At 66.0% G+C, this 25,666-nt stretch carries 26 protein-coding genes; 13 read left to right on the forward strand and 13 right to left on the reverse strand.

Features of this window, described 5'->3' with window-relative positions; genetic code table 11:
- The first annotated feature begins 5 nt into the window (after positions 1-5).
- Positions 6-1,778, forward strand: coding sequence for a DUF4153 domain-containing protein (locus ACOYW5_RS01600; RefSeq protein WP_423067524.1), 1,773 nt, complete (start codon positions 6-8; stop codon positions 1,776-1,778).
- Positions 1,779-1,899: 121 nt separating this feature from the next.
- On the opposite strand, the gene trmFO is transcribed toward ACOYW5_RS01600, so the two are convergent.
- On the reverse strand, positions 1,900-3,285 hold the full coding sequence (gene trmFO, locus ACOYW5_RS01605) for a methylenetetrahydrofolate--tRNA-(uracil(54)-C(5))-methyltransferase (FADH(2)-oxidizing) TrmFO (protein ID WP_423067525.1): 1,386 nt from the start codon (positions 3,283-3,285) through the stop codon (positions 1,900-1,902).
- Positions 3,286-3,454: 169 nt separating this feature from the next.
- Here trmFO and ACOYW5_RS01610 point away from each other — a divergent pair, with 169 nt between their 5' ends.
- The 3 genes from ACOYW5_RS01610 to ACOYW5_RS01620 are packed head-to-tail and all read left to right on the forward strand — an operon-like array spanning position 3,455 to position 4,984.
- A complete protein-coding gene (locus ACOYW5_RS01610) occupies positions 3,455-3,646 on the forward strand; it encodes a 2TM domain-containing protein (protein ID WP_423067526.1) in 192 nt (63 codons plus the stop codon).
- A 26-nt stretch (positions 3,647-3,672) separates the two neighbouring features.
- Positions 3,673-4,323, forward strand: a complete 651-nt coding sequence (locus tag ACOYW5_RS01615; RefSeq protein ID WP_423067527.1) for a glutathione S-transferase family protein — start codon at positions 3,673-3,675, stop codon at positions 4,321-4,323.
- Between the two features lie 7 nt (positions 4,324-4,330).
- The gene (locus tag ACOYW5_RS01620) at positions 4,331-4,984 is read left to right on the forward strand and encodes an HAD hydrolase-like protein (protein ID WP_423067528.1); all 654 of its coding nucleotides are present in this window, start codon (positions 4,331-4,333) and stop codon (positions 4,982-4,984) included.
- 69 nt (positions 4,985-5,053) lie between these two features.
- Here ACOYW5_RS01620 and ACOYW5_RS01625 read toward each other — a convergent pair whose 3' ends face one another.
- The 3 genes from ACOYW5_RS01625 to ACOYW5_RS01635 form a co-directional block, all read right to left on the reverse strand.
- Positions 5,054-5,203 carry a DUF1127 domain-containing protein gene (locus tag ACOYW5_RS01625; RefSeq protein WP_423067529.1) on the reverse strand — a complete coding sequence of 50 codons (150 nt, stop codon included), beginning with the start codon at positions 5,201-5,203 and terminating at the stop codon, positions 5,054-5,056.
- 210 nt (positions 5,204-5,413) lie between these two features.
- Positions 5,414-5,560 carry a hypothetical protein gene (locus ACOYW5_RS01630; RefSeq protein ID WP_423067530.1) on the reverse strand — a complete coding sequence of 49 codons (147 nt, stop codon included), beginning with the start codon at positions 5,558-5,560 and terminating at the stop codon, positions 5,414-5,416.
- A 216-nt stretch (positions 5,561-5,776) separates the two neighbouring features.
- Complete coding sequence (locus ACOYW5_RS01635; protein ID WP_423067531.1) at positions 5,777-6,829, reverse strand: dipeptidase; 1,053 nt, start codon at positions 6,827-6,829, stop codon at positions 5,777-5,779.
- A gap of 178 nt (positions 6,830-7,007) precedes the next feature.
- On the opposite strand from ACOYW5_RS01635, the gene ACOYW5_RS01640 reads away from it, so the two are divergent.
- The 3 genes from ACOYW5_RS01640 to ACOYW5_RS01650 are packed head-to-tail and all read left to right on the forward strand — an operon-like array spanning position 7,008 to position 8,427.
- On the forward strand, positions 7,008-7,340 hold the full coding sequence (locus ACOYW5_RS01640) for an ArsR/SmtB family transcription factor (RefSeq protein WP_423067532.1): 333 nt from the start codon (positions 7,008-7,010) through the stop codon (positions 7,338-7,340).
- Positions 7,340-7,855, forward strand: a complete 516-nt coding sequence (locus ACOYW5_RS01645) for an SRPBCC family protein (protein ID WP_423067533.1) — start codon at positions 7,340-7,342, stop codon at positions 7,853-7,855. Before ACOYW5_RS01640 ends, ACOYW5_RS01645 begins: the two co-directional genes overlap by 1 nt.
- Positions 7,855-8,427 (forward strand): dihydrofolate reductase family protein, encoded by a 573-nt coding sequence (locus tag ACOYW5_RS01650; RefSeq protein ID WP_423067534.1) that lies wholly within the window; start codon positions 7,855-7,857, stop codon positions 8,425-8,427. The genes ACOYW5_RS01645 and ACOYW5_RS01650 overlap by 1 nt, the downstream gene beginning before the upstream one ends.
- Before the next feature lie 166 nt (positions 8,428-8,593).
- Here ACOYW5_RS01650 and ACOYW5_RS01655 read toward each other — a convergent pair whose 3' ends face one another.
- The 3 genes from ACOYW5_RS01655 to ACOYW5_RS01665 form a co-directional block, all read right to left on the reverse strand.
- A complete protein-coding gene (locus ACOYW5_RS01655; protein ID WP_423067535.1) occupies positions 8,594-9,757 on the reverse strand; it encodes an MFS transporter in 1,164 nt (387 codons plus the stop codon).
- A 209-nt stretch (positions 9,758-9,966) separates the two neighbouring features.
- Complete coding sequence (locus tag ACOYW5_RS01660; RefSeq protein ID WP_423067536.1) at positions 9,967-10,794, reverse strand: carbohydrate-binding family 9-like protein; 828 nt, start codon at positions 10,792-10,794, stop codon at positions 9,967-9,969.
- A gap of 43 nt (positions 10,795-10,837) precedes the next feature.
- Positions 10,838-11,437: a TetR/AcrR family transcriptional regulator gene (locus ACOYW5_RS01665; RefSeq protein WP_423067537.1), complete on the reverse strand. Its 600-nt coding sequence runs from the start codon at positions 11,435-11,437 to the stop codon at positions 10,838-10,840.
- A 78-nt stretch (positions 11,438-11,515) separates the two neighbouring features.
- Between ACOYW5_RS01665 and ACOYW5_RS01670 the strand changes: the two genes are divergently transcribed.
- A complete protein-coding gene (locus ACOYW5_RS01670; RefSeq protein WP_423067538.1) occupies positions 11,516-12,448 on the forward strand; it encodes an SDR family oxidoreductase in 933 nt (310 codons plus the stop codon).
- Positions 12,449-12,557: 109 nt separating this feature from the next.
- On the opposite strand, the gene ACOYW5_RS01675 is transcribed toward ACOYW5_RS01670, so the two are convergent.
- Together ACOYW5_RS01675 and ACOYW5_RS01680 are read right to left on the reverse strand one after the other, a co-directional pair.
- A complete protein-coding gene (locus ACOYW5_RS01675; RefSeq protein WP_423067539.1) occupies positions 12,558-14,591 on the reverse strand; it encodes a M3 family metallopeptidase in 2,034 nt (677 codons plus the stop codon).
- A 95-nt stretch (positions 14,592-14,686) separates the two neighbouring features.
- A complete protein-coding gene (locus ACOYW5_RS01680) occupies positions 14,687-15,049 on the reverse strand; it encodes a cyclic nucleotide-binding domain-containing protein (RefSeq protein ID WP_423067540.1) in 363 nt (120 codons plus the stop codon).
- On the opposite strand from ACOYW5_RS01680, the gene ACOYW5_RS01685 reads away from it, so the two are divergent.
- Entirely contained in the window at positions 15,042-15,524 is a 483-nt protein-coding gene (locus ACOYW5_RS01685; RefSeq protein WP_423067541.1) for a hypothetical protein, read from the forward strand. The two genes, ACOYW5_RS01680 and ACOYW5_RS01685, sit on opposite strands and share 8 nt — an antisense overlap.
- A complete protein-coding gene (gene rsgA / locus ACOYW5_RS01690; protein WP_423067542.1) occupies positions 15,525-16,472 on the forward strand; it encodes a ribosome small subunit-dependent GTPase A in 948 nt (315 codons plus the stop codon).
- A gap of 17 nt (positions 16,473-16,489) precedes the next feature.
- Here the strand turns inward: rsgA and ACOYW5_RS01695 are convergent, their stop codons facing one another.
- Both ACOYW5_RS01695 and uvrA read right to left on the reverse strand, forming a co-directional pair.
- Positions 16,490-17,647, reverse strand: a complete 1,158-nt coding sequence (locus ACOYW5_RS01695; protein WP_423067543.1) for an NAD(P)-dependent oxidoreductase — start codon at positions 17,645-17,647, stop codon at positions 16,490-16,492.
- Between the two features lie 116 nt (positions 17,648-17,763).
- Positions 17,764-20,652, reverse strand: a complete 2,889-nt coding sequence (uvrA, locus tag ACOYW5_RS01700; protein WP_423067544.1) for an excinuclease ABC subunit UvrA — start codon at positions 20,650-20,652, stop codon at positions 17,764-17,766.
- Positions 20,653-21,138: 486 nt separating this feature from the next.
- Between uvrA and ssb the strand changes: the two genes are divergently transcribed.
- Positions 21,139-21,642, forward strand: a complete 504-nt coding sequence (ssb, locus tag ACOYW5_RS01705) for a single-stranded DNA-binding protein (protein ID WP_423067545.1) — start codon at positions 21,139-21,141, stop codon at positions 21,640-21,642.
- Between the two features lie 59 nt (positions 21,643-21,701).
- Here the strand turns inward: ssb and ACOYW5_RS01710 are convergent, their stop codons facing one another.
- Complete coding sequence (locus ACOYW5_RS01710; RefSeq protein ID WP_423067546.1) at positions 21,702-22,124, reverse strand: VOC family protein; 423 nt, start codon at positions 22,122-22,124, stop codon at positions 21,702-21,704.
- Between the two features lie 75 nt (positions 22,125-22,199).
- On the opposite strand from ACOYW5_RS01710, the gene ACOYW5_RS01715 reads away from it, so the two are divergent.
- Positions 22,200-22,901: a helix-turn-helix transcriptional regulator gene (locus tag ACOYW5_RS01715; protein ID WP_423067547.1), complete on the forward strand. Its 702-nt coding sequence runs from the start codon at positions 22,200-22,202 to the stop codon at positions 22,899-22,901.
- A 72-nt stretch (positions 22,902-22,973) separates the two neighbouring features.
- Positions 22,974-23,708 carry a phosphotransferase enzyme family protein gene (locus ACOYW5_RS01720; protein ID WP_423067548.1) on the forward strand — a complete coding sequence of 245 codons (735 nt, stop codon included), beginning with the start codon at positions 22,974-22,976 and terminating at the stop codon, positions 23,706-23,708.
- Positions 23,709-23,750: 42 nt separating this feature from the next.
- On the opposite strand, the gene ACOYW5_RS01725 is transcribed toward ACOYW5_RS01720, so the two are convergent.
- Positions 23,751-25,613, reverse strand: a complete 1,863-nt coding sequence (locus ACOYW5_RS01725; protein ID WP_423067549.1) for a sensor domain-containing diguanylate cyclase — start codon at positions 25,611-25,613, stop codon at positions 23,751-23,753.
- Positions 25,614-25,666: the final 53 nt, after the last annotated feature.

Below are 25,666 nucleotides of genomic sequence, written 5' to 3' on the forward strand. Positions count from 1 at the left end.
GCGCGATGAATCTCGGGCCTTGGCTGAACAGACTGGCTCCGGATTTCGTCACGACCGGCCGGCGCTTCCCGTTCGCGATCCTGCTGGCGGCGGCCATGACGGCTGTCGCGCTGTTCACGATCAACCCGCCTTCCAACATTGTGGATGGCCTCGAGCCGTGGTTCCGCGGCGTCGCGGGGCTGGCGACCGCGGCCGTGCTGGCGGTGGCCGGCGTGTTCTTCGCCGAGAGCCGGCCGGCGGCGAAGGCGACCGCATTCGTGCTGAAGTATCTGCTGCCGCTCGCGGCGGCCGCGGTGTTCCAGGTGACCAGCACGTTCTGGGTTTTTCCCTGGCTGCTGCCGGGTGTCGCCATCCTGTGGCTCTCGGTCTCGCCGTTCACATCGATCGGGCGGGGACCGGAGCGGGAGGCGCAGCAGAGCCTGTTCTGGTGGGTGAACCATCATGCGGTGGCGACGGCAGCGATTGCTGCGGCGGCGTTTGCGATCATCGCCATCGGGCTGACGGCGATCGAGCGGTCGCTTTCGGTGCTGTTCAACCTCGACGCCAGCCTGATCTTTTATCGCTGGGTGCTGCCGTTCACCGGGCTGTTCCTGACGCCAGTCTACTGGCTATCGACGCTGCCGCGCGCGGCCAATGTGCCTGCAAGCGAGACCGAGAACCCCGATTTCACGTCGAACGCTATCGGATTTCTCGGCCAGTTCGTGCTGGTGCCGCTGCTGCTGATCTATGGCGCGATCCTCTTGGTCTATACCGGGCAGATCGCGATCACCCAGCAGCTGCCGCAGGGGATGATCGGGTGGATGGTGCTCGGCTTTGTCGTCACCGGTGCTGCCACGTGGCTGGTGCTGCATCCGCGCTTCATGCGCGAAAAGCCACTGGTGAGACTGTTCCGCCGCTTCTGGTTCTGGCTGACGCTGATCCCGCTGGCACTGTTCTTCTTTGCGGTCTGGGTCCGTGTCGACGCTTACGGCCTGACGCCGGAGCGCATCCTGCTGCTGGCGGGCGGGCTGTGGGCGAGCATACTCGCTCTGCTGTTCCTGATTGGGCGCGGCGACATCCGGGTGATTCCGGCGCTGGCGTGCGTCATCCTGCTCGTGTTGTCGATCGGGCCGTGGAATGTCGCGCATCTACCGACGAGCCAGCAACTGGGGCGGCTCGATGCGCTGGTGATGAATGCGGGCGCGGACAAATCTGCCAGCCCGCCACGTGGCGACTGGAGCGCCGCTGAGATCGCGGAGGCGCGCGGTATCATCGATTTCCTCGTCGGCACGCGCGAGGGCCGCGAAGGCACGCGCGACGTCATGGGCAAGTATCGGGTGACGTGGGATTCGGGGCAGGACGGATCCTACGCGGTGCTCGAGGCGCTAGGAGTGTCTGTTCCGTCGACGGACGGTGTGCAGCGTTACGCAACGCTGTTCCGCGACTTCGACAATGCGCCGGTCGACGTATCAGCGACGCCGTACCTGATCCGGCCGATCGGGCTCTACGGCAACGGTGCGCTCGATGCGCCGCCGCTGCGGTTCTGGGCGCAGGACGGGGTGGTGCGTGTCGGACTACTAGGCGTTCCGGACCTCGAACTGCCTGTGCTTGAACTGAGCAACTGGTTGGTGGGGCAAACGGGCGGCTTTTTGCAGTCGCCAGTGATCCCATTTGTGGTGGATGGTCGGAACTACAGCCTCGTCGTGCAGTCGGTGACGATCGATCGCGGTGAGGATAACGCCGGGCCGCCGATGCTCAGCAGCATGGAGGGGCAGCTGTTCTCGGACGTGGCTCAGTAGCGCGATGTCATTCCGGCGAAGGCCGGAATCCATCGTGAGGTGACTGCCGCCTGCCGTGAGAGTTGGGAGACCTCGAGATGGACCCCGGCCTTCGCCGGGGTGACACCGCGAATGGCATGTCTCACGCCCAGGCCATGATGTCCGCGAGCGCGCGAGAGGTGATGGCCTCTTTCTTCGCGATCGTCTTCTCGGTGCTTTTCCAGCGGCCGACATGGCCCTCGGGCTTGGTGATCGAGACCGGGGGGAACAGGCCGAAGTTGACGTTCATCGGCTGGAAGCTGCGAGCGCCGGAATAGGCTTCGGCTTCGAGGTGGCCGCCGGTGATGTGGTTGATCAGCGCGCCCATGGCGGTGGTGCCGGCGGGGATGGCCATGGTTTCGCCGCGCGCGTCGGCAGCGGCGAGGCGGCCGGCCATGAGGCCGACGGCGGCGCTCTCGACATAGCCCTCGACGCCGGTGACCTGGCCGGCAAAGCGCAGGCGCGGCATGGCCTTGAGCTTGAGATCGGGGCCGAGCACCTTGGGCGAGTTGAGGAAAGTGTTGCGGTGGAGGCCGCCGAGGCGGGCGAACTGGGCGTTCTCGAGGCCCGGGATCAGCCGGAAGATCTCCGTCTGGATGCCGTAGCGCATCTTGGTCTGGAAGCCGACCATGTTCCAGAGCGTGCCCAGCGCATTGTCCTGCCGGAGCTGGACGATGGCGTGGGCCTTGACGGTCGGGTTGCGCGGATTGGTGAGGCCGACGGGCTTCATCGGGCCCCAGCGCAGGGTGTCGCGGCCGCGCTCGGCCATGACCTCGATGGGCAGGCAGCCGTCGAAATACGGCACCTTCTCCCAATCCTTGAACTCATGCAGTGGGGCTGAGAGCAAGGCGTCGACGAAGCGGTTGTACTGGGCTTCGTCCATCGGGCAGTTGAGATAGTCGCGGCCGTCGCCCATGGGGCCGACCTTGTCGTAGCGGGACTGGGCCCAGACGATGTCCATGTCGATCGAGTCCTTGTGGACGATCGGCGCGATGGCATCGAAGAAGGCGAGCGAGTCTTCGCCGGTCAGCTGCTGGATGGCAGCGGCCAGGGCGGGGGAGGTCAGTGGGCCGGTGGCGACGACGACATTATCCCATTCTTCGGGCGGCAGGCCGGCGACTTCGCCGCGCTCAATGGTGATGTTGGGGTGGTTGTGGATGGCGGCCGTCACGGCATCGGCAAAGCTGGTGCGATCGACCGCCAGGGCTCCGCCGGCCGGCAGCTTGTGTGCGTCGGCCGACCGCATGATCAGCGAGCCGCAGCGGCGCATCTCCTCGTGCAGCAGGCCGACGGCATTGTGCTGGTGATCGTCGGAGCGGAAGCTGTTGGAACAGACAAGCTCGGCAAAGCTCTCCGTCTCGTGTGCGTCGGTCTTCTGGACCGGGCGCATTTCGTGGAGGATGACCTTGGCGCCTGCTTCGGCGGCCTGCCAGGCGGCTTCGGATCCGGCGAGCCCGCCGCCGATGACGTGGATGGGTTGTTTGGACATGCGCGCCAGATAGCAACTGGGGCGGCGCGGTGCAATGCGGCGGTGCGGCGAGCCGGATTGTACCGCGCTACGGCGCGGATATAGTCACGAGGCCGGCGGGGCGCCGGCGCTACCGATACTTATCCATATCAGACTGAAACCCATTGCTTTGCCCATGGAGGGCCGACTCATGAATAAGTCGCCGGCTGAGGTTGCGCGTGGTCTGCAGATCCATGCGATCGTGTTTGTGGCCGTGATGATCGGGCTGATCGTTCTCAACCTGATCCTCGGCGAGCCCTACTGGTTCTGGTGGGTGCTGCTCGGCTGGGGTATCGGGTTGGCCGCGCATTGGTGGTTTACCCGCGACGCAGCCAAGTCCTAGGCCCACCCAACGCCCTAGAGGGGAACATGTCTGGAATTACGCTCTGGGGGCGGTTGAGTTCGTGCAATGTGCAGAAGGTGGTGTGGGCGCTCGAGGAGCTCGAGCTGCCATATGAGCATATTCCCGTCGGCGGCCAGCACGGCGGCAACCGGACGGCGGACTACCTGGCGCTCAACCCGAACGGGCTGGTGCCGACATTGCGCGACCGCGGTCTGGTTGTGTGGGAGAGCCATGCCATCGTGCGCTACCTAGGGGCCGAGTTCGGCAGCGGGCTGATCTATCCCACCGAGCCGCGCGCGCGGGCCCCGGTGGACGAATGGACCGACTGGACAGCGACGACGTTCCAGCCGGCGTGGATCGGGCTGTTCTGGAACCTGGTGAGGACGCCGGAGGCCGAGCGGGACGGGGCGGCTATCGCGAAGTCGCTGGCAGCCGCGGTGCGCTGCTTCGAGCTGATAGAGGACCGATTGGGGCAAGCGCCCTATCTCGGTGGGGCGGAGTTCAGCTACGCCGACATCGTGGCGGGCGTGTCGCTCTATCGGTGGACCACAATGGACGTCGAACGACCGGCATCGCCAAATGTTGCGGCGTGGCATGCTCGACTCAACGAGCGCGCGGCCTTTCGCAAGGCGGTGAATGTCCCCTATGCGGACCTGGTTGGGCGGCTGGCGTTCTGAGGAACTCGTGAGTTATCGGCTGGTGATCTTCGACTTCGACGGCACGTTGGCCGACAGTATCGGCTGGATGGCGGAGCTGTTGAATGCCATGGCCAGCCGGCATGGTTATCGGCAGGTCGGTCCGGAGGAGCTTGAGGAGCTGCGCTCGCTTGGCAACCGCGAGATCATGTCCCGGCTGGGCGTACAACCTTGGCGGCTGCCCTTCATCGCCGCCGATGCCCGAAAGCGCAGCGCCGAGGCGGCCGATCGGATCCGGTTGTTTGACGGGGCGCCGGCCCTGCTGGCCGAATTGGCGGACAGTCGTGTCGAGGTTGCGATCGTAAGCTCGAACAGCGAGGCGACCATCCGGAGGATACTGGGGCCGACGAACGCGGGGCGAGTCGGCCACTACCGCTGCGGCGCGTCACTGTTCGGCAAGGCGCGCAAGTTCAAACAGCTGGTCACCTCGCTGCGGCTGGAATCAAGGAGCGTGCTGTGCGTGGGAGACGAAACCCGGGACATCGACGCGGCTCGGGCGGCGGGTCTGCCAGCGGCGGCCGTTACCTGGGGGTCGGCGAGGGCGGAAATCCTGCGGGCCCATAAGCCTGACTTCGTTGCGGACTCATTCGCGGAACTGAGCGCAATCATCCGGCAGGGACAATGTCGGCCCCAAAAAGGCTGAACGCCCGCTTCTATCAGGAAGCGAGCGTTCTATGATGCCGGCGATGCGCAGGAACCGAGCAGCGGACCGTTAGATGGTCCGGGCATGGTCACGAGCGATGCGCTGGATGTCGGTGCGGGTGATGCCCAGATCGCTCAGCTGACGGTTGTCGAGAGCGGCAAGCTCACGGACGGTCTGCTGGTAGGCGGCCCACTTCTTCAGCGTCGTACGGATACCCATTTGGTAGTCTCCTTTCGTTTCGATGATTGGAAGATAGTGCGCCCCCGCCGGGATGAGCAGAGGGGAATGTCTCAGCGCAGTTATGCGTCTTGTGCATGCCTAATTGTGGCGGCGTTCACTTTGGATTCAGACTCCGGGCCAGGGCGCGGCAGCAAGAAGGCCGCCGGGCGCATCGGCGGCCTTTTCGGCGTGGTTAGCGAATTGTGAAGCTCAGCGGTCGAACAGGCCGCGGATCATTTTTCGGAAGTCCGGTCCGCAAACCCCTAAGTCGTCACGGGTTGTCGGACCGTTCGTCTCCCGCAGCGTCTGTCTCAGGTCGATGAAGCGCCGGTGGCGCCAGACAGCACGTACGAACATCGTGCACTCCTTTATCGGATCACGACGAAAGGAGGATGCGCTGATTTGCCAAGGGGCGCACGCGGTGAAATGTCAGTGCCGGCATGCGCCGCATGCATGGCAAATTCACGTTAGCGTCACGTTGGGGACGCAATGGACCGGGTCGGAAGTCAGCCGGAACTTTGCGGTGCCATTCCGGCAATAGTGCAGGGATAGGCTACGAACTGCTGCTGGACTTCAGCCGATGGTGCGTTCGAGCAGGGACAGCCAGTTGCCGTGGGCGAGCTTTTCGAGCAGCGGCGCATCGTAGCCGTGCTGCGCCAGCGCCTCGAAGAGGCGGGGCAGGCCGGCGGCGTCGCCGATCGGGGCGGGGATCAGAGCGCCGTCGAAATCGGAGCCCATACCAACGCGGGTTTCACCGAGGGCGTCAATGAGAGCATCGAGATGGCGGATCATGTCGTCGATTTCGGTATCGGCGCGCATCTGGCCGTCGGCGCGGAGGAAGCCGGTGGCGAAGTTGAGGCCGACCATGCCGTCGCTGTCGCGGATGGCGCGGAGCTGGTCGGCGGTGAGGTTGCGCGGGCTCGGCGTCACGGTGTGGACGTTGGAGTGGGTGGCGACCAGTGGGGCGGTGGAGAGCTGGGCGACGTCCCAGAAGCCTCTCTCGGTGATGTGGGACAGGTCGATCAGGATGCGTTTTTCGTTACAGGCGCGCACCAGTTGCTTGCCGGCGTCGGTGAGGCCGGGGCCGATATCGGGCGAGTGGGGGAAGCGGAAGGGCACGCCGTGGCCGAAGACATTGGTGCGGCTCCAGACCGGGCCGATGGAGCGGAGGCCGGCGGCATAGAGCACATCGAGGAAGTAGAAATCCTCATCGATGGCCTCGGCGCCCTCGATATGGAGGACCGCAGCGAGAGCGCCGCGCGCCATGGCGGCGCGAATGTCGGCAGCCGAGCGGCAGACGGCGAACTGGCCGTTCGAGGCGGCTTCGAGCCGGAGGAGCAGGCCGATCTGGTGCACGGTCATGCGCCGCGCCAGGTCCATCGGCAGTTCCGGCGGGAGCGGGGTGTTCGACATGTCGCGCGGCGCGGTGAAATCAGGCCGCTCCCCCGGCGAGGGGCAGAACACCGCGAACATGCCGCCGGCGAAATTGCCGGCTCGCGCCTTGGGCAGATCGATATGCCCCGGCCCGCCGCCTTCGAGGAAGCGCGCCACGGGATCGGGCGAGGTGTCCTTCATCAGGCGGAGAAGGACATCGTTGTGGCCGTCGAAGATGGGGGGCGTGGGCAAGGCGGTGGTTCCGGTGGGACGTGCACGCAACTGAGCAGGGGGCGGCGCGTCGGGCAAGCGGTCATGTTGGCGCGGTGCGCAACGACGAAGGTCGAGGGTCGGGCTGCCACGGCGTGGTGGCCGCGGCATCGAGGAACGAAAACGATTTGACTCCAAATATGCATAGACATACATATGCATGATGATGCAACAAAGCGTGTTCCAGACATTGGCCGACCCGACGCGGCTTCGCATCGTCGAAGCGCTGGCGGCAGGCGAGCAGGCGGTGGGCGACCTGGTTCGGGCCGTCGACATCGACCAGTCCGGTGTTTCGCGGCACCTGCGGATCCTTGGCGAAGCCGGTTTCGTCGCGATGCGACCTGATGGGGCGAGACGCCTCTACTCGCTCAGGCCCGAACCGTTCCGGGCGATCGACGACTGGGTTGGGAGCTATCGCAAGCTTTGGGAGAGCCGGCTCGACCGCTTCGACGCAGCCCTGTCGCGACGGCAGCAAGACGAGGGGCAGAAGTGATGGCGCATGCCGGCGAATTGGGCGCGGACAGCATTAGGTTCGAGCGGGTCTACGACGCATCGATCGAGGACGTCTGGGCGCTGTGGACCACGAAGGACGGGCTCGAGGCGTGGTTCGCGCCCGAGGGCATGCGCTTCGAGGTGTCGGCCCTCGAGCTGCGGGTCGGTGGTGCGTTCGATCACGTGATGACGGCGGTGGGCGCCGAGGAGGTCGCCTATCTCGCGAACCTCGACATGCCGCCGACGGCGCGGGTGAGCGGTCGGTTCGTAGAGGTTGTGCGCCACCGTAAGTTGCGCATTCGCTTCGACATGGACTTCGTCCCCGGCGTCGAGTCGTATCCCTACGACATGCTGGTCGAGCTCCACGTCGAGGCCGGGCGCGTTCGGATGGTCCTGACGGCCGATCGCCACCCGGACCCCGAGATGACACGCGGCGCAATCATGGGACTGACCAGCCAGCTGCAACGCTTCGGGCTGGCCATCGCGGCACGAACGACAATGGAGCAGCGACCGTAGTGCGACCTCTTCTCTACTCCATCAACGTGACGCTCGACGGGTGCGTCCACCACAATGCGATACCGGCGGACGAGGTGCTGCAGGAGGAACAACTGCGTGCAACACATCGCCACGCCACCGAGAGCATCGCCCGGGCCGACGCCCTGCTCTTTGGTCGCGTCACCTACGGCATGATGGAAGGGGCGTGGCGGCTGGCGACGCGGACGGCGACGCCGCCTGAGTGGACCGAACCTTTCGCGCGCACCATCGACGCGATGAAGAAATACGTCGTTTCGAGCACGCTCGACCGCGTCGACTGGAACGCCGAACTCGTGAGCGGAAACCTGAATGAGGCCGTCCGGAGGCTCAAGCAGCAGCCGGGCAAGGCGTTGCTCACCGGCGGCGTAAAGCTCCCGCTGGCGCTGGCGGAACTTGACCTGATCGACGAGTACGAATTCGTGGTGCAGCCCAGAATTGCAGGTCATGGACCGACCTTGTTCGCCGGGCTCTCCAAGTACGTCGAGCTGAAGCCCATCGACCGGATAGAGCTCAGCTCAGGCGCCGTGGCGCTGCGCTACGAGCCGAGACGGTAGGTCGTGAGCCTACGACCTTGAAGCTGGCCGTTGCGTCGGTTCCTACTCGCGCCCGACCGGCTTCGTCGAAAAGTTGAACGTACGGGAACAGCTCGGGCACGTGCGAATCCCAGGCGCCGTGGCGTTGAAGCCGGAGAAATCCATGCGGGCGCGTCGAATTGGCGGACTAGGGCGTATCCGGCACAGGGCGCACCCGGCGCGTTCTGCGGGTCAGGGCAAAGATCGCCAGCCCCGCGATGCTGCACGTGACGCCAATCCAAGGCAGCTGGGCGTAGGAGGCGCCCGAGGAGATGGCGACCGAACCCATCGTCGCCCCAACCGCGACACCCAGGTTGAAGGCGCTCGAGCAGAAGGTCGCCGCAAGGCTGGGGGCATCGCGCGCGGCTTCGAGCACCAGAGCCCTAAGCGGCGCCGGGGCGGCCATGCCGACAATGCCGAGCAAGATCATCAGCGCATACATCGCGCCTGCACTGCCGGTGAGGAACCCGAACAGGATGTAGGTAAGCACCTGGGCAACGAGGACGATTACGATCGAGAGGTCCATGCGCCAGTCGGCCAGCCGGCCGCTGAGAACGGTGCCAGCTATCGCACCGATACCAAAGAGCAGGAGTAGCAGCGGCAGTTCTGCCGATGCAAAGCCGCTCACCGTCGTCAGCAGCGGCGCGATGAACGTGAAGAGGCCGAACAGGCCGACGCCGTGCAGAAAGAGCATCAGGAGACCGATCAGGACGCTACGGCGGCCCAGCGTGCGGATTTCGGCCGGCAGGTCCATTGACTTGCCGCCACCGCTTGCCGGTAGCCACAGGACCATGGCGGCGATGGCAATGACACCGGCAATGGAAATCGCCCAGAAGGTCGCTCGCCAGCCAAGTGCCTGGCCAAGGGCCGTTCCGCCCGGCACACCGAGAATATTGGCGGTCATCACCCCCGCGCCGATCAGCGCAATGGCGCTCGCACGGCGCCCATCAGCCACGAGACCAGTAGCGACCACCGTTGCGATGCCGAAAAAGGCGCCATGGGCGAAGGCGGACATGACGCGAGCGGCGAGCGTCGCCGCAAAAGAGGTCGACAACGCGCAGAAGACATTGGCTCCGATGAAGATGGCGACCAATGCGAGCAGCGCTGTCCGCCGGCTTAGCCGAGCCGTCAGTACGGTCATGATCGGCCCGCCGATCACGACACCCATTGCGTAGCCCGAAACGAGGAGACCAGCGGTCGGTATGTCGACGCCCAGATCGATCGAAACCTGTGGCAGCAGGCCCGAGACCACGAATTCGGTAGTTCCTATGGCGCAAGCGGTGATGAACAGCGCAACGAGCGGAAGAGGCATGGGCACGGCACCTTCCGTTGCAACGCGACCTGATCGCGCGACGTGCTCAATCTGTCACCTTTTGCGCGCCGCGGCTATGGTGGGACATCGGGCCTGAGACTGGCTCGCTCAGACTTCCTTGAGTGGTCGGTGACTGCTTCCGGCGTAAAGACGGCCTTCCCATACGCGCCAACGGCGCAAGATGGGGGGTATGCCGTTGCGTCCGGCTGCTACTCGCTCCCCACCGGCTTTGTCGAGAAATGCACATACGGGAACAGTTCGGGCACGTGGGAATCCCACACGCCGTGGGCGTTCACGGCCCAGCCGCCGGAGTCGGTTGCGGGTGGGGCTTCGCGGTAGGCGTTGAAGCGAGAGAAATCCATGCGCCAGGTGTCGCCGTCGCGTGGTGGCAGGGCGCGGTTGTCGGCGCGGGCGAGGACGTCGAGGCTCGACCAAGGGATGGCGATTTCGGCGGTCCAGCCGCGGTCGCGATCGGTGTTGTCGTTGATGGTGCCGTCGACGGAGGCGGCCGCCTTGAGACCGGGCATGTCCCATTTGAAGAAAGCGAGGCGGGGGCCGCGCGGGTGGTTGTCGAAGCCGACGCCGTCCCAGGGCTTGAAACCATCGGCGGTTCGCGAGAACTCGGCGGACTGGCTGTAGCCGCTGCGCTCGTAACCCTCCTCCCAGATGAAGAAGGCTTCGTAGATGGTGCCGAGCGCGTTGAGCTCGAGCTCGTAATAGGCGTCCTTGCCGGCGATGAAGAGCTCGATGTCGTTCTCGCTCCAGATCAGCGAGTCGCGCTCGGTGAGCTTGGCGGCGACGAAGGGCTCTTCGACCCAGAAGCCGACATAGAGATGGGTGTCGTCCCAGAGGACGGCGGCGCGGGTGTCGTGGATGGTCGGCTGGCCGGTGATCAGGTCGACGAAGCGCGGTGAGCGCGGGGCGAGGCGCCAGCTCGGCTCATCGAGCTTGCCGTCGACGGTGAGCGGCGCGAGGGCGCGATAGGCGGTCAGGTGAGCGATGCGCTCTTCGGGCCAGGGGAAGGGGGAGGTGGTCATAGTGGTCTCTGATTGACGGGCCGAAGGCGGCAGCGTTCGGGGGCTAGCGGCTCGAGCGGGCGAGGTCGAGCGCCTCGAAGCCTTCGCGGAGGAAGTCGGTGATGGGCCGGCCGTCGGCGGCCTTGCCCCACGCTTCCACCGCGAGGCGGGAGACGCCGACGGCCTGAACGGCGACGAGGCGCAGCACCATCTCGGGTTGCTGGCTTCTTCGGGCGAGCGCGGCGAACAGGACGTTTTCGCTGCGGGCGTAGCTCGCCTGCTTACTGGCCTGTACCAGAGCGCTCGACCGCATCAGGCGGTCGATGACGAGCATTTCCTCGGGCTGGATGGTGGCGAAGACGGCCAGCATGGCGTTACGCGTCGCTTCGAGGGGCGAGAGGTTCGGCGGCTGGGCCGCGATGGCTGCGGCCACTGCGTCGTCGTAGACGCCCTGCAGCGAGAGCAGGATCTCATCCTTGGTCTTGAAGTAGTGAAAGAAGGTCCGGCGGGAGATGCCTGCCTCGGCGGCGATAGCGTCGACGGTGGTGGCCTCGTAGCCGTTGGCGGTGAACAGGCGCATGCCGGATTCGACGATGCGCCGGAGCGTTTCCCGGTGCTTTCGCTCCCTAAGGCCCTCCGCGTTCGGTGCGTCGCCGGCTTCCATCTCAATCGCCCCTTGAAAAATATGCACTGAGTGCAATATGTGTCTTTGCACTGAGTGCAATAATTGAGGACGGGATAGATGGCAAACTGGACAGCATCCGACATTCCTTCGCAGGCGGGTCGCTCTGCAATAGTGACTGGCACAGGCGGGCTGGGAATTGAAGATGCCCTGGCATTGGCGCGGGCAGGCGCCGAGGTGATCATCGCGGGCCGCAGCCCGGCGAAGGGGGCCGATGCGATGGCGCGGATCCGGCAGGAGGTCGGCGCCGCGGCGAAGGTGCGGTTCGAACCGCTCGATCTCGCCGATCTCGGCTCGGTGCGCGAATTCGGTGCGCGGATGCGCCGGGAGCGCGACGGCCTCGATCTCCTCATCAACAATGCCGGGGTGATGGTGCCGCCTGAGCGCAAGGAGACGGCGGATGGGTTCGAACTGCAGTTCGGTACCAACTATCTCGGCCACTTCGCGCTCACGGCGCAACTGATGCCGCTGCTGCGAAGGAGACGAGGTGCGCGTGTCATTTCGGTCTCGAGCATCGCGGCGCGGCAGGGCCGCATCAATTTCGACGATCTCAACGCGACGGCCAGCTACAAGCCGATGGACGTCTACAGCCAATCCAAGATCGCCTGCCTGATGTTCGCCTTCGAGCTGCAGCGGCGCAGCGAGGCGGGGCGCTGGGGCATCACCAGCGTTGCCGCTCACCCGGGGGTGGCGCGGACCGAGCTGCTCAACAATGCCCCGGGCAAGGGCAGCGCGATGAGCACGGCGCGGTCGCTGTTGTGGTTCCTGTTCCAGCCAGTGTGGCAGGGCGCGCTGCCGACGCTGTACGCGGCGACGGCTCCCGGTGTCGCCGGCGGCTCATATTGGGGGCCGGACAAACTGAGCGAGACACGAGGCTATCCCGCCCCGGCGAAGGTGCCGGCGCAGGCACTGGACCGCGCGGTGGCGGAGCGGCTGTGGGATGAGTCCGAGCGGCTGGCGGGGGTGACGTTCGAGCCCGAGATGGCGGCTTAGCGACCTCCGGCGCTGCGGAGCGGACGCAAAGCAGCGCGTGTGGCCGCCCCCGCCACCATGCTTCGCATGGTCCCCCTCCCCCGTGAACGGGGGAGGACCGGCCGAGAGATCAGTTGCCTGCTGCCACCAGACCACGATCCTCCAGCAGCGGGCCGACATCGGGGTCGCGGCCGCGGAAGAGGCGGTAGGCTTCGGCGAAGTCGCGCTTGCCGCCCGCGGAGTAGATGAACTCGTGGAGGCGCTGGGCGATGGCGGCATCGAAGGGATCGCCGGCATCCTTGAAGGCGCGGAAACCGTCGGCGTCGAGCACTTCGCTCCACAGGTAGCTGTAATAGCCCGCGGCGTAGCCATCGCCCGAGAACAGATGGAGAAAGTGCGCGCTGGCGTGGCGCAGGGCGATCTCGCGCGGCATGTCGATGCTGGCGAGGACGGATGCTTCGAAATCGGCGACAGAGCCGGCCATGGGCTGGGAGTGATAGTCCATGTCGAGGATGGCCGAGGAGACGAACTCGACCGTCTCGAAGCCCGAATTGGCGGTGCGGGCGGCGCGCATGCGCTCGAGCAGGGCTTCGGGGATCGGCTCGCCGGTCTCGAAGTGAGTGAAGCGGGCCAGCACCGGCGCCTCTTCGAGCCAGTGCTCGTAGATCTGGCTGGGCAGCTCGACGAAATCGCGCACGACATTGGTGCCGGAGATGCGCGGGTAGGTGACATCGGAGAGGAGGCCATGGAGGCCGTGGCCCATTTCGTGGAACACGGTGCGGGCTTCGTCGAGCGACAGGAGCGCCGGCTGGCCCTCGGGCGGCTTCACGAAATTGCAGGTGTTGACGATGAAGGGGATCTGCGCGCCATCAAGCTTGTGCTGGTCGCGGAACGAGGTCATCCAGGCGCCGGAGCGCTTGCCGGGGCGGGCGAAGTAATCGCCGTAGAAGAGGCCGATGACCTTGCCGTTGCGGGTGACTTCCCAGACGCGGACATCGGGGCGGTAGCCGGGGATATCGCTGCGCGGGGCGAAGGTGAGGCCGAAGAGCTTTTCGGCGACGAAGAAGGCGGCGTCGACGACCTTGTCGAGCTGGAGATAGGGCTTCAGCTCGTTCTCGTCGAAATCGTAGCGGGAGAGGCGGAGCTTCTCGGCGTAGTAGCGCCAGTCCCAGGCTTCGAGCGGGCCGGACTGGCCGTCGGCCAGGGCAAGATCCTGTAGGGCTTCGCGATCGGCCTCGGCCTTGCTGCGACCGCCGGCCCATACCTCTTCGAGGAGGCCCCGGGCCGCCGTGGGCGTGCCAGCCATCGTGTCGGCGAGCTTGTAATCGGCGTAGCTCGCGTACCCGAGCAGTTTCGCCTGCTCGGCACGGAGGGCGACGATTTCCTCGATGACCTTTGAGTTGTCGTTCTTGTTGCCGTTGGCGCCGCGCTTGACGAAGGCGCGCCAGATCTTTTCGCGCGTGGCCCGATCGGTGGCGAAGTGGAGGATTGGCTCGACGCTGGAGCGCGAGGGGGTGACCGCGAAGGGGGCGTTCAGCTTGCGGTCGCGCGCGGTTTCGGCGGCGGCGGCGCGGGCGAACTCCGGCAGGCCGGCCACTTCGGCTTCAGTGAGGGCGAACACGGTCTCCTGCTCGTCGGCGAGGACGTTCTGGCCGAACTGGGTGCCGAGTGTGGCGAGGCGCTCGACGATCTCCGTGTAGCGCTCGCGCTCGGCGGCGGTCAGGCGCGCGCCGGAACGGACGAAATCGAGATGATAGCGCTCGAGGACGCGGAGGGATTCGGGATCGAGGCCGAGGGTGTCGCGCTGCTGGTAGAGCGCGTCGATGCGAGCGAACAGCTTTGGATCGAGGAAGATGCTGTTCCAGTGGCGCGCCACGAGGACGGCGAGCTCGCGCTCGACCGCCTGCAGCTCGTCATTGGTGGCGGCGGAGGAGAGCTGGCCGAAGACCATCTGGACCCGGGTCAGCGGCCTTCCCGAGCGCTCGAGCGCCGCGACGGTGTTGTCGAAGGTGGGTTCGGCCGGGTTGCCGCCGATTGTGGCGATTTCGGCGCGATGCAACTCAAGGGCCTGGAGGTGGGCCGGCTTGAAATCGGCGGTTTCGATGAGATCGAACGGTGGGGCTTCGTAGGGGGTGGTCCAGGCGGAAAAGAACGGGTTGGTCACGAGCGGCTCCTTGCGTGGTGGCAAGGTGGAGCGGGGAGGCGATTTCGGCAAGGGGCGTGCCGGCTTTCGTCGGCACGCCGAGCGCTGGGGCCGTCTCAGTCGCTGCTGCGCACGGCGAGCGCCAACTCGACCTTGGCGAGGACGATGGGGAAGCGCTCGATATAAGCATCGATGTGCAGCCGCTGGATCATCAGGCACTGCGTCTCGGTGAGCGCCCGGACGCTGGCGACGCGCTCCGTGTGCCTCATGTTGGCGATCTCGCCGAAGAACTCGCCGGCCCCGAGTTCGGCGACGACCTTTTCCTCCGGCTTGCCGAGCGCCTTGATGACCTCGACGCTGCCTGAGACGATGAGGAAGAAAGCGGCGCCAACGCGCCCTTCGCGGAGGATGATCCGTCCCGGCTCATAGCTTTCGAGGCGCGTCGAAGGGACCAGTTCCTCGAGGTCCGCCGTGTTCATCTCGCTGAAGAGCGGTGTCTGCTTCAGCAAATCTACTATTTCCATCGGCGCAAACCCTTCGCGGAACCGGATTGATGAGGACAATTGTTCAACGCACGACACAAGGCATGCTGCAAGGCGCAAGCACCCGGTCACGGGCCGGTTGCCCGGGAGCTGGAGAAGCAACCTGACAGAAGCTGGCTGTAGCAAATACCGCTCTGTTTCAGAGGTCAACGCGCTTGCTGCAACGGCAGGGATTCCCGCTACGATTTTGGGGAAGGCCGTGGCGGCGCTTGCGTTGCTGCGCCACAAGGCTCAGGTACTGCACTCACGGAGAACAATGAAGATGGCGCGCAAGCCCAACTACGATTTCGAACGCAGAGAGCGCGAGCGGCTCAAGAACGAGAAGAATGCCGCCCGGGCCGAGGCGAAGCAGAAGGCGGCCACCGATGAGGCGCCGGCCAAAGTCCCGAACGACGACGCGGACAAGGAATAGGTGAGCGCCAGTCCGGATCGTCTCGACTGGTCTCGCTTCTTCGCTGACCAGGTGCTGGCCGAGGAGGCCGAACTTGTTCCGGCGCGGATCGATGCCGTGCATCGAGCCCGATTGACGGCGCTGACGCCGTCCGGTCAGTTCGATATCGTGCTGCCGGCGCGCTCCGACACGGGGCAATTCGCGGTCGGGGACTGGGTGCTGTGCGACCCGGATACTGGCGCGCTGCATCGCCGTCTGGAGCGGAAAAGCCTGCTGCAGCGGCCGAGCGAGGGCCGGCGGCCGCTCCAGCTGATCGCGTCCAATATCGACACGCTGTTCATCGTTGCTTCGTGCAACGGGGACTTCAACGTGGCGCGGCTCGAGCGCTACCTGGCGCTGGCCAATGAAGCCGGCACCGATCCGGTGATCGTGCTGACCAAGATCGATACGGCGGACGATCCGGCCGAGTTCGAGCGGCAGGCCTCGGCGCTGCAGCGCGGCTTGCCCGTGGTGCTGCTGAATGGGCGCTCGCCGGATGCGGTGGCGGCGCTGCAACCGTGGTGCGGGGCGGGGTCGACGGTGGCGCTGGTCGGCTCGTCGGGTGTGGGGAAATCGACGCTGGTCAACGCACTGATCGGCAGCGGCGGCACGCAGCAGACCGGTGGCATTCGGGAGAGCGACGCCAAGGGGCGTCACGTTACGACCTCCCGGTCGCTGCATGTGATGGCCGGCGGGGGCTGGGTGATCGACACTCCGGGCATGCGGACCCTGCAGATCAAGGACGCGGGGCAGGGGATCGACACGCTGTTCGCCGAGATCACCGAGCTGGCGCCGCAGTGCAAGTTCCGCAACTGCACGCACGACCATGAGCCGGGGTGCGCGGTGCTGGCGGCGGTGGCGGCCGGAACGGTGGATGCGGACCGGCTGGCGCGCTGGCGGAAGCTGCAGGCGGAGAGCGGGGGACGGTGAGGGGCGTAGCCATGGGGCTACGACCGCGACCGGGCCGCAAGCGCTACCGTTGCGACCTCCTGCTCCAGGGTTAGCGGGTAAGTGTGAAGGCCGGCCGGGATGCCTGCAGCGCCGCCAGTGAGCAACCAAAGCAAGCCGCGGATGATCACGCCGGAGAAGGGATCGAACATGCTGGAAGTCGCAGAGCCGCCGGTGAAGGCGAGGTTGATCATGCTGCCGCTGTTGAGCAGGAACAGCGTCCGGCTGCCGATCGTGTAGCGGTCGATGTGCTGCTTCATGGTCCGCTGCTCATGCCCCATGAGCCAGTCGACGTCGATTTCGCGGTTGCTGTGGCCGACGTTGAATACGACGGCACCGTCGCGGCAGAGGGCCAACTCCGCTCCGCCGAGGACGCCATCGCGGCCAGTCGCTGTGACGACGACTTCCGCTTCCGCGAGCGCGGGGCCGAGTGGCAACGTCCGGCAGCCGAAGTGCAGCGCCTCAAGCTGGCGGACAGGATCGCGTTCGGCCACGGTGACGATGCCGCCGAGATCGCGCGCCCTTTCCGCGACGCCGCGCCCTACGGGTCCGAAGCCGACGACCAGGATTTTCCGGCCAAATAGCGAGAGACCGGTGATGCCCTCGAAGGCCGGCCAGGTCTCCGCGCCGACGTGGAAGCGGTTTTCGATCGCGTCCTTGAGGGCGATGCCGTTCCAGTCGAACACCGGAAAGTGCAGATGCAGCGGCCTGATGCGGTGCAGGCCTGTCGTCGTCGCTTCCAGCGCGCCGGCGACGTACGTGCCCGCGAGGGCGGCGGCTTCGATGAGCTCGCCGCCCATGTCGCAGATTGCGTCCAGTGGCCCCGTGGCGAAGGTACGAAGCGTTCCCTCATAAAGATCGCGCGGCTCGCGGCGACCACCGAACACTTCGACGCCGCGGCTGCTGAGATAGTCGACGACGCGTGGATCCGTGCTGTCGGGATTGCAGCCCCCGACACGCACGGACACGCCGGCCTCGACGAAGGGCATGAGGGTAAGGATGGTATCGGGCAACAGGTGCATCCACCCGGCGAGACGCTTGCCGGACAGGTCGGTGCGCCGCACCTGCGCGGCGAAATGTTCGCACACGGGATGCGTGAAGCGGAGCCATTCGAGCGCCGCCTCTATCTTGGCGTCTGCGACTTGCGCGTCATCCATGACTGTCCTGCCTACCGCTCGGCCACCAAGAGAGATGACCGTTGAAGACAGGGTCTCGATCCATAGACGATCAGTTCCCCTAGGAGGACACTACGCCGATTGGTAGCTGGGGCAACCTACTCCGCCGCCGACCTCTGGGGCCGGCGCTCCATAACTTCCTTGAGGAAGCGGCCGGTATAGGACCTCGGATTCTCGGCGATGTCTTCGGGGGTGCCGATGCCGACGACTTCGCCGCCGCCGTCACCGCCTTCGGGGCCCATGTCGATGACCCAGTCGGCGGTCTTGATGACTTCGAGATTGTGCTCGATGACGACGACGGTGTTGCCGGTGTCGACCAGTTCGTGCAGCACTTCCAACAGCTTGGCGATGTCGTGGAAGTGGAGGCCGGTGGTCGGCTCGTCGAGCATGTAGAGCGTGCGGCCGGTGGCGCGGCGGCTGAGTTCCTTGCTCAGCTTCACGCGCTGGGCTTCGCCGCCGGAGAGCGTCGTTGCCGGCTGGCCGACCTTGACGTAGCCGAGGCCGACGCGCTGCAGGGTGAGGAATTTTTCGCGGATCGAGGGGACAGCGGCGAAGAAATCGACGGCTTCGTCGATGGTCATGTCGAGGACGTCGGCGATCGACTTGCCCTTGAACTGCACTTCGAGGGTTTCGCGGTTGTAGCGGTGGCCCTTGCACACTTCGCAGGTGACGTAGACGTCGGGCAGGAAGTGCATCTCGATCTTGATGACGCCGTCGCCTTCGCACTTCTCGCAGCGACCGCCCTTGACGTTGAACGAGAAGCGGCCCGGGCCGTAGCCGCGCGCCTTGGCTTCGGGCAGGCCGGCGAACCACTCGCGCATCGGGCCGAAGGCGCCGGTGTAGGTGGCGGGGTTGGAGCGCGGGGTGCGGCCGATCGGCGACTGGTCGATGTCGATGACCTTGTCGAGATGCTCGAGGCCGGTGAGGTGGTTGTGCGGGGCAGGGTTGACGCGCGCGCCGTTCAGCCGGCGGGCGATGGCCTGGTACATGGTGTCGATCATCAGGGTCGACTTGCCGCCGCCGGAGACGCCGGTGATGGCGACGAAATTGCCCAGGGGCACGTCGACCGAGACGTTCTTCAAATTGTTGCCGGTGGCGCCGTCGATGTGGAGCTTCTTGGTCTTGCTCTGCTTGCGGCGTTCGATCGGCAGGGGGATGGCCAGCTCGCCGGTGAGGTATTTTCCGGTGATCGAGTTGGGGTTGGTCATGATGTCGCGCGGCGTGCCTTCGGCGACGATGTGCCCGCCGTGGACACCGGCGCCGGGGCCGATATCGACGACATAGTCGGCCGTCATGATGGCGTCCTCGTCGTGCTCGACGACGATGACGGTGTTGCCGATGTCGCGCAGGCGCTGCAGCGTTTCGAGCAGGCGCTCGTTGTCGCGCTGATGCAGCCCGATCGAGGGCTCGTCGAGGACGTAGAGCACCCCGGTGAGGCCGGAGCCGATCTGCGACGCGAGCCGGATGCGCTGGCTCTCGCCGCCCGACAGGGTGCCGGAATTGCGGGCGAGCGTCAGGTAGTCGAGGCCGACATCGTTGAGGAAGCCGAGACGCTCCTTGATCTCCTTGAAGATGCGCTCGCCGATCTGGTTCTGCTGGGCGGTGAGCTTGGCCGGCAGCTCGTCGAACCACAGCTTGGCGGCGCGGATCGACTTCTCGGAGACCTGGCCGATGTGGAGGCCGTCGATCTTTACCGCCAGCGCCTCGGGCTTCATGCGATAGCCGTTGCAGGCGAGGCAGGGCGCCTGCGACATGTAGCGCTCGATTTCCTCGCGCATGCCGGCGCTCTCTGTCTCCTTGTAGCGGCGCTCGAGATTGCCGATCACGCCCTCGAACGGTTTTGTGCTTTTGTAGGTGCGCAGCCCGTCATCGTAGACAAACGTGATCTGGGTCGAGCCGGTGCCGAACAGGACGGCGTGCTGGACGTCGAAGGGCAGCTCTTCCCAGGCGGTGCCGGTAGAGGCGCCGAAGTGCTTCACCACGGCCTGGAGGGTCTGCTGGTAGTAGGGAGCGCTGGTCTTGGACCATGGCAGGATGGCACCGTCGCGCAGCGAAAGGGTGACATCGGGGACGATCAGGTTCGGATCGATCTTCTGCTCGGTACCGAGGCCATCGCAGACCGGGCAGGCGCCGAACGGGTTGTTGAACGAGAACAGGCGCGGCTCGATCTCGGGAATGGTGAAGCCGGAGATGGGGTCGGCGAACTTTTCCGAGAAGATCAGGCGCTTTGGCTCGCCTTTCTCATCCACTTCATCAGCGAATTCGGCGAAGGCGATGCCGTCGGCGAGCTTCAGCGCGGTCTCGAAGCTCTCGGCGAGGCGGCCGGCGATATCGGGGCCGGCGACGACGCGATCGACCACGACTTCGATATCGTGCTTGATCTTCTTGTCGAGGGTCGGCGCGTCCTCGATGTCATGGAACTCGCCGTCAATCTTCACGCGCTGGAAGCCCTTGCGCATGAGGTCGTTGAGTTCGCGCTTGTACTCGCCCTTGCGGCCGCGCGCGATGGGGGCGAGCAGATAGAGGCGGGTCTCCTCGGGCAGCGCCATGACGATATCGACCATCTGCGACACGGTCTGGCTCTGGATGGGCAGGCCGGTGACGGGCGAATAGGGGATGCCGACGCGGGCGAAGAGCAGGCGCAGGTAATCGTAGATTTCGGTGACGGTGCCGACGGTGGAGCGCGGGTTGCGGCTGGTGGTTTTCTGCTCGATGGAGATGGCGGGCGAGAGGCCCTCGATCGACTCCACATCCGGCTTCTGCATCATTTCGAGGAACTGGCGGGCATAGGCCGAGAGCGACTCGACGTAGCGGCGCTGGCCCTCGGCATAGATGGTGTCGAAGGCGAGCGAGGACTTGCCGGAGCCAGAGAGGCCGGTCATCACGATGAGGCTGTCGCGGGGCAGCCTCAAGTCGACGTTCTTGAGGTTGTGCTCCTTGGCGCCACGGATGACGAGATCACGGTTCGGGTTGCGCTTGTCGGCCATCTAGACTTTCACCTCACGAGGCGCGCGACCATAGAGCCGCTCTGTGCCAAATCGTGTCAGGGTTTCAAAAATGAGGGGTCGGCTGCTCATCTGGGGATTGGGTGCCGGACTTACAACTTAACCACGCGAGACCGGCCGCTGTCACCATGACGGCAGGCGATTCCATTCACAGCTGGTGTGAACATAAGCGGAACAAAATGGCGTTGGTCAAGCCCCGCCTGACGAAAGGCGGGGCGGACGAAGGGTGTCGCGACGCGGTGGGGGGCTTGTGCCGGCGCGCTCGCTGCGGCTCCCGCATCCAAGCGTAAGTCACAGAACTTGGTGCCGGCCGGCTTGACAAAGCGCGCTGGGAGTAGAACATAAAGAGAACAGTCAAATCTGTGGGCGGGTGCGCATTGGGCGCGCGCCGTCGGAACGATAGCGGTAGGGTACGCGCTTGAGAGTTTCGACCCGGTGCGTATCCGGGAAAGTTGAAAGGAATGTGCCATGGCTGGCAGCGTGAACAAGGTGATCCTCGTAGGCAATCTCGGCAATGACCCCGAGGTGCGGAACCTGCCCAATGGCGGCAAGGTGGTGAACCTGAGCGTCGCCACTTCGGACCAGTGGCGCGACAAGAATACCGGCGAGCGCAAGGAGCGCACCGAGTGGCACCGCGTGGTGATCTTCTCGGAAGGGCTGGTGCGCGTGGCTGAGCAATATCTGCGCAAGGGCGCCAAGGTCTACATCGAGGGCGCGTTGCAGACCCGGAAATGGCAGGACCAGAGCGGGCAGGACAAATACTCCACCGAGATCGTGCTGCAGGGTTTTAACTCGACACTGACGATGCTCGACGGGCGTGGCGACGGCGAGGGTGCCTCGGGCGGCGGCTTCTCGGGCCCGCGCGAGAGCGCTCCGGCGGCTTCGTTCGGCGGCGGGCGGCAGGAGTCGCGGCGGCCGAGCTCGGCGCCGGCCTTCGAGTCCGGCCCGATGGACGACGATATCCCGTTCTGATCGGCTGAGCCGATACGGACAGAGGTTGGAGGGCGCGGTATGACCGCGCCCTTTTTCGTTCAGGCGCTGTAGGCGACTTCGATGTCGAATACCCAGGTGACGCCGAACTGGTCTTTCAGCATGCCGTAGAGTGGCGACCAGACGGCCGGGGCGAGGGGCTGGAGGATGGTGGCGCCGGCCGCGAGCTTTTCCCAACAGCCGGTGATGTCGTCGGCCGCGTCGCCGCGGACCGAGACGAAGAACGGAATCTCGCCGGCATTCCACGACAGGCGCGACGGCACGTCATAGGCCATGATGCGGAAGCCGCTGGTGGCGGCGACCTGGCCCCACATCACCTGATCGGCCTCGGCTGGTGCTCCGACGGCGTTGGCGTCGCGGTAGGTGACGATCACCAGGTCGCCGCCGAAGACGGACTGGTAGAGGCTGAGGGCGGCGCGGGCCTGGCCGCGGAAGTTGAGATGGGTGGTGGCTTTGACGGTCATGGCGGGCTCCTTGTTTGCTGAACCGATGCGGACCGGTATAAGCAGGCCCAACTGCCAGTTTCCGTCAGTTGGGTGATGGCGCGTTCGGATCGACTATTTCGCCTGCTGCAGACGATGCGCGTGATGCCCGCGCCGATAACTGCCTCCCGGCTGACCGAGGAGGTGGGCGTGTCGCTGCGCTCGCTCTATCGCGATATCGACAGCCTGCGCGCGGCGGGCGCTCGCATCGAAGGCGAGCGGGGCTATGGCTACCGGCTGATCGAGGACTATGCGCTGCCGCCGCAGACCTTCGATCGCACCGAGATCGAGGCGATCGCGCTCGGGCTGGCCGAGGTGCGGAACATGGGAGATCCGGCGCTGGCCAAGGCGGCGACCTCCGTGCTGGCGAAGGTGGCGGCGACGCTACCCGACGATCGCGAGCAGCACCTGTTCCACGCCATCTCGCAGGTCTACCGGCCCGAAGGACGCTACGCGCCGACGCCGTTCGTCGACGAGGTTCGGCTCGCCTGCTGGGAGGAACGTGGACTGACGATCCGCTATGCGGACGTGCGGGGCGAGGTCACCTCGAGGACGATCCTGCCGCTGGCGCTGGTCTATGCCGAACGCCGGATGACGGTGCTGGCGTGGTGCTGCCGGCGCGAGGATTATCGGATGTTCCACCTCGACCGGATCAGGACGCTGGAGGCGGGTGGCGAGAGCTTCCGGCCGCGGCGGGCGGCGATGCTGCGGGAGTATCTGGCGCGGCTGCGGGAGCGGGAGGGGACTGGGGACCGGTAGCTTCGATCCTCATTGTTCGAAGCAGCGGCGCTTGATCTATTGCCGGCCGATCACTTTGCATGAGGTAGGTCCGTGGGTTGGGAAGCGTTGGGGCAGTGGGGCGAGGACGCTATCAGGATTGAGCGGCTCACCGGCGGTACCGTCAATGATGTGTGGAGTGTCCGCGTCGGCGGGAAGCTGGCCGTAGGCAGGTTGGGGACGAGGGGCGATGTGGATCTGGCCTGGGAGGCAGAGCTCCTGCAGCATCTCGAGCGCGCGGGGCTGCACGTGCCGGCGCCGGTCCCGACCACGGACGGCCGGCTGTTTGTTGGCGGTCTCACCGTCATGGCCCACATGGAGGGCGGCCCGCCGCGAACGGCGGCTGATTGGAGGCGTGTCGCGGACACGCTTCGTGAGGTGCACCGGCTGACGCAGGGCTGGCCGCAGCGCCCGGGGTGGCGATCCTCGACCGATCTCCTCGCACACGACACCGGAACCAAGATCGACCTTACGGCGATGCCGGCCGAGGCAGTTGCGAGGTGCAGGGCGGCGTGGGCCAGGCTCGCGGGGCGCCAGATGAGCGTCGTCCATGGCAATCCGGACAATCCCGGCAACGTGCGCGTGACGGCGGATCGGGTGGCGCTCATCGACTGGGACGAGGCGCATGTCGATGTCCCCGAGCTCGACCTGGCGCTGCCCTACAATGGGGCGGGCCTCGAAGGCGACATGCGAGACGCTGCCGAGCAAGCAGCGGCAGCGTGGGAGGCGGCTGTCTGCTGGAAGGATGACTACGCCGTCAGGCGACTTTCAGAAGTTCGTCCGGTCTGATCGGCCCATGGTCGCGCTGGTGCGAGGTCATGCCTTGGTCGATCACCCTACCAGCCGCGAGCGCATTACACGCGGTGCCGCGATGGACTGGTTTCGGCCCTGGGCTTTGGCGTCGTAGAGGGCGCGGTCGGCGGTGCTGATCAGCCAGGTGCCGTCGTGGACGGCGTCTTCGTCGTGGGGGTCGATGGTGGCGACGCCGATGCTTACCGTTGCCACTTTCCACGGCAGGTTGCGCGGGTGCGGGATGGAGAGGGCCTGGATCTGGCGGCAGAGATCCTGGGCGATGGTGCGGGCGGCGTCGATGTCGGTATCCGGCAGGAGCAGGACCAGTTCCTCGCCGCCGAAGCGGGCCGCGAGGTCGGCGGGGCGGCGGGCGGCGAGGGCTGTGGCGGAGGCGATGGCCTTGAGGCAGGCGTCGCCGGCGAGGTGGCCGTTGTCGTCGTTGAAGCGCTTGAAGCGGTCCGCGTCGATCATCAGCAGCGAAAGCGGCGAGTGCGTACGGCGAGCGCGGCCGACCTCGCGGGCGAGGGCAGCGTCGAAGGCGCGGCGGTTGGCGAGTTCGGTCAGGCCGTCACGCATGGCCATGGTCTCGAGGCGCTGTTCGAGCTGCTTGCGGTCGGTGATGTCGCGGGTCACGCCGACAACGGCGAGCTGGCCGGACTGCTCGGCGGCGACGCGCAGCGAGGTTTCGAGCCAGATTTCGCGGCCGTCGCGGTGGAGCCGGCGGAAGGCCACGGTTTCCTGTTCGCTGGTGCCCCTGCGCAGGCGCTCGGCGGCGGCCTCGACGCCCGGGCGGTCGTCCTCGTGGACGACGTCGAAGGCGTTGCCCCCGATCAGCTCTTCAGGCCGGTAGCCGGTCAGCCGCTCGAGCGCGGGCGAGATGTAGGTCCGGATGCCCTCGCTGGTGAAGCGTTCGACGAGATCGCTGGCCGACTCGGCGAGGAGGCGGAACTCGCCCTCCTTTTGCGCGAGGACCGCTTCGCTGCGCTGGCGGCGGCGCATCTGATCGACGAGGCGCAGGCCGAGCACCGCCACGACTAGCGCCAGGCCGAGTGTTGCCAGACCGCGGAGGATGGCGCCGCGCCACCACTCGTGCAGGGCTTCGTCGCGCGATACGGCGACCACGGCGGTGACGGGATAGCGCTGGCTGCTGTCATAGCCGGCGATGCGGGCGATGCCATCGCGGCCGGAGGTGAACTCGTAGTGTCCGGCTATCGCGCCCGGGTAACTAGTGCCGAAGAGAGCGGCCGACGGCGCTGCAACGGACGGGAGAGAGTGGCGCTCTCCGGTCACCCGGCGGCCGCTCTGGTCGAACAGGGCTATGCCACCGGCAGAGCCGACATCGACTTTGCTGTGGATGGCATCGAAGTAGCTTGAGTCGATCGTGGCGACGACGATGCCGGCAAAGCCGCCCGCGGAATCGGTGAGCCGCTGGCTGACCGTGGTGATCGACGAGTCTCCGGCGGTAGACGGCGCCGGGGCGCCGAACGCGGCGGAGAGACCGGGGTCGCCGCGGTGACGCTGCACGAGGTCGGCACTGCCAACGATGTCATTGAGAGAGTTGTCCGGCAGCGTCGTCGCGATCCATCTGCCGTCGTGGTCGTAGATGCTGAGGCTGGCGAGGCGGGGCGAGCCCTCCATCAGGTGCAGCATGAAGGCTTCGGCATCGTCGATATCGCGGGGCGCAGGGCCGTGGCTTGAAAGCTCGTACGACACCATGGCGACGGCCTGGGCAGCGATCTCGTAGGTATCCTCGGCGTGCTGGCGGATCGAGCGGGCAAGGTTCTGCGCCTCGTGCTGCGCCTTCTGCAAGGCAGCATCATGCGCCGACCATTCGCGCCAACCTTCGAAGGCGACGATGGCGAGGCAGACAGCGATGACATAGGCAACCGCTGTGCGAGGCAAAGATTTAGGGGCCGGTCGGGCCATGCAATCTTCCGGACAAGTATGCCCCGGAT

Origin of the sequence: Devosia sp. CN2-171 (assembly GCF_049354815.1) — a bacterium.
Lineage (GTDB): Bacteria > Pseudomonadota > Alphaproteobacteria > Rhizobiales > Devosiaceae > Devosia_A.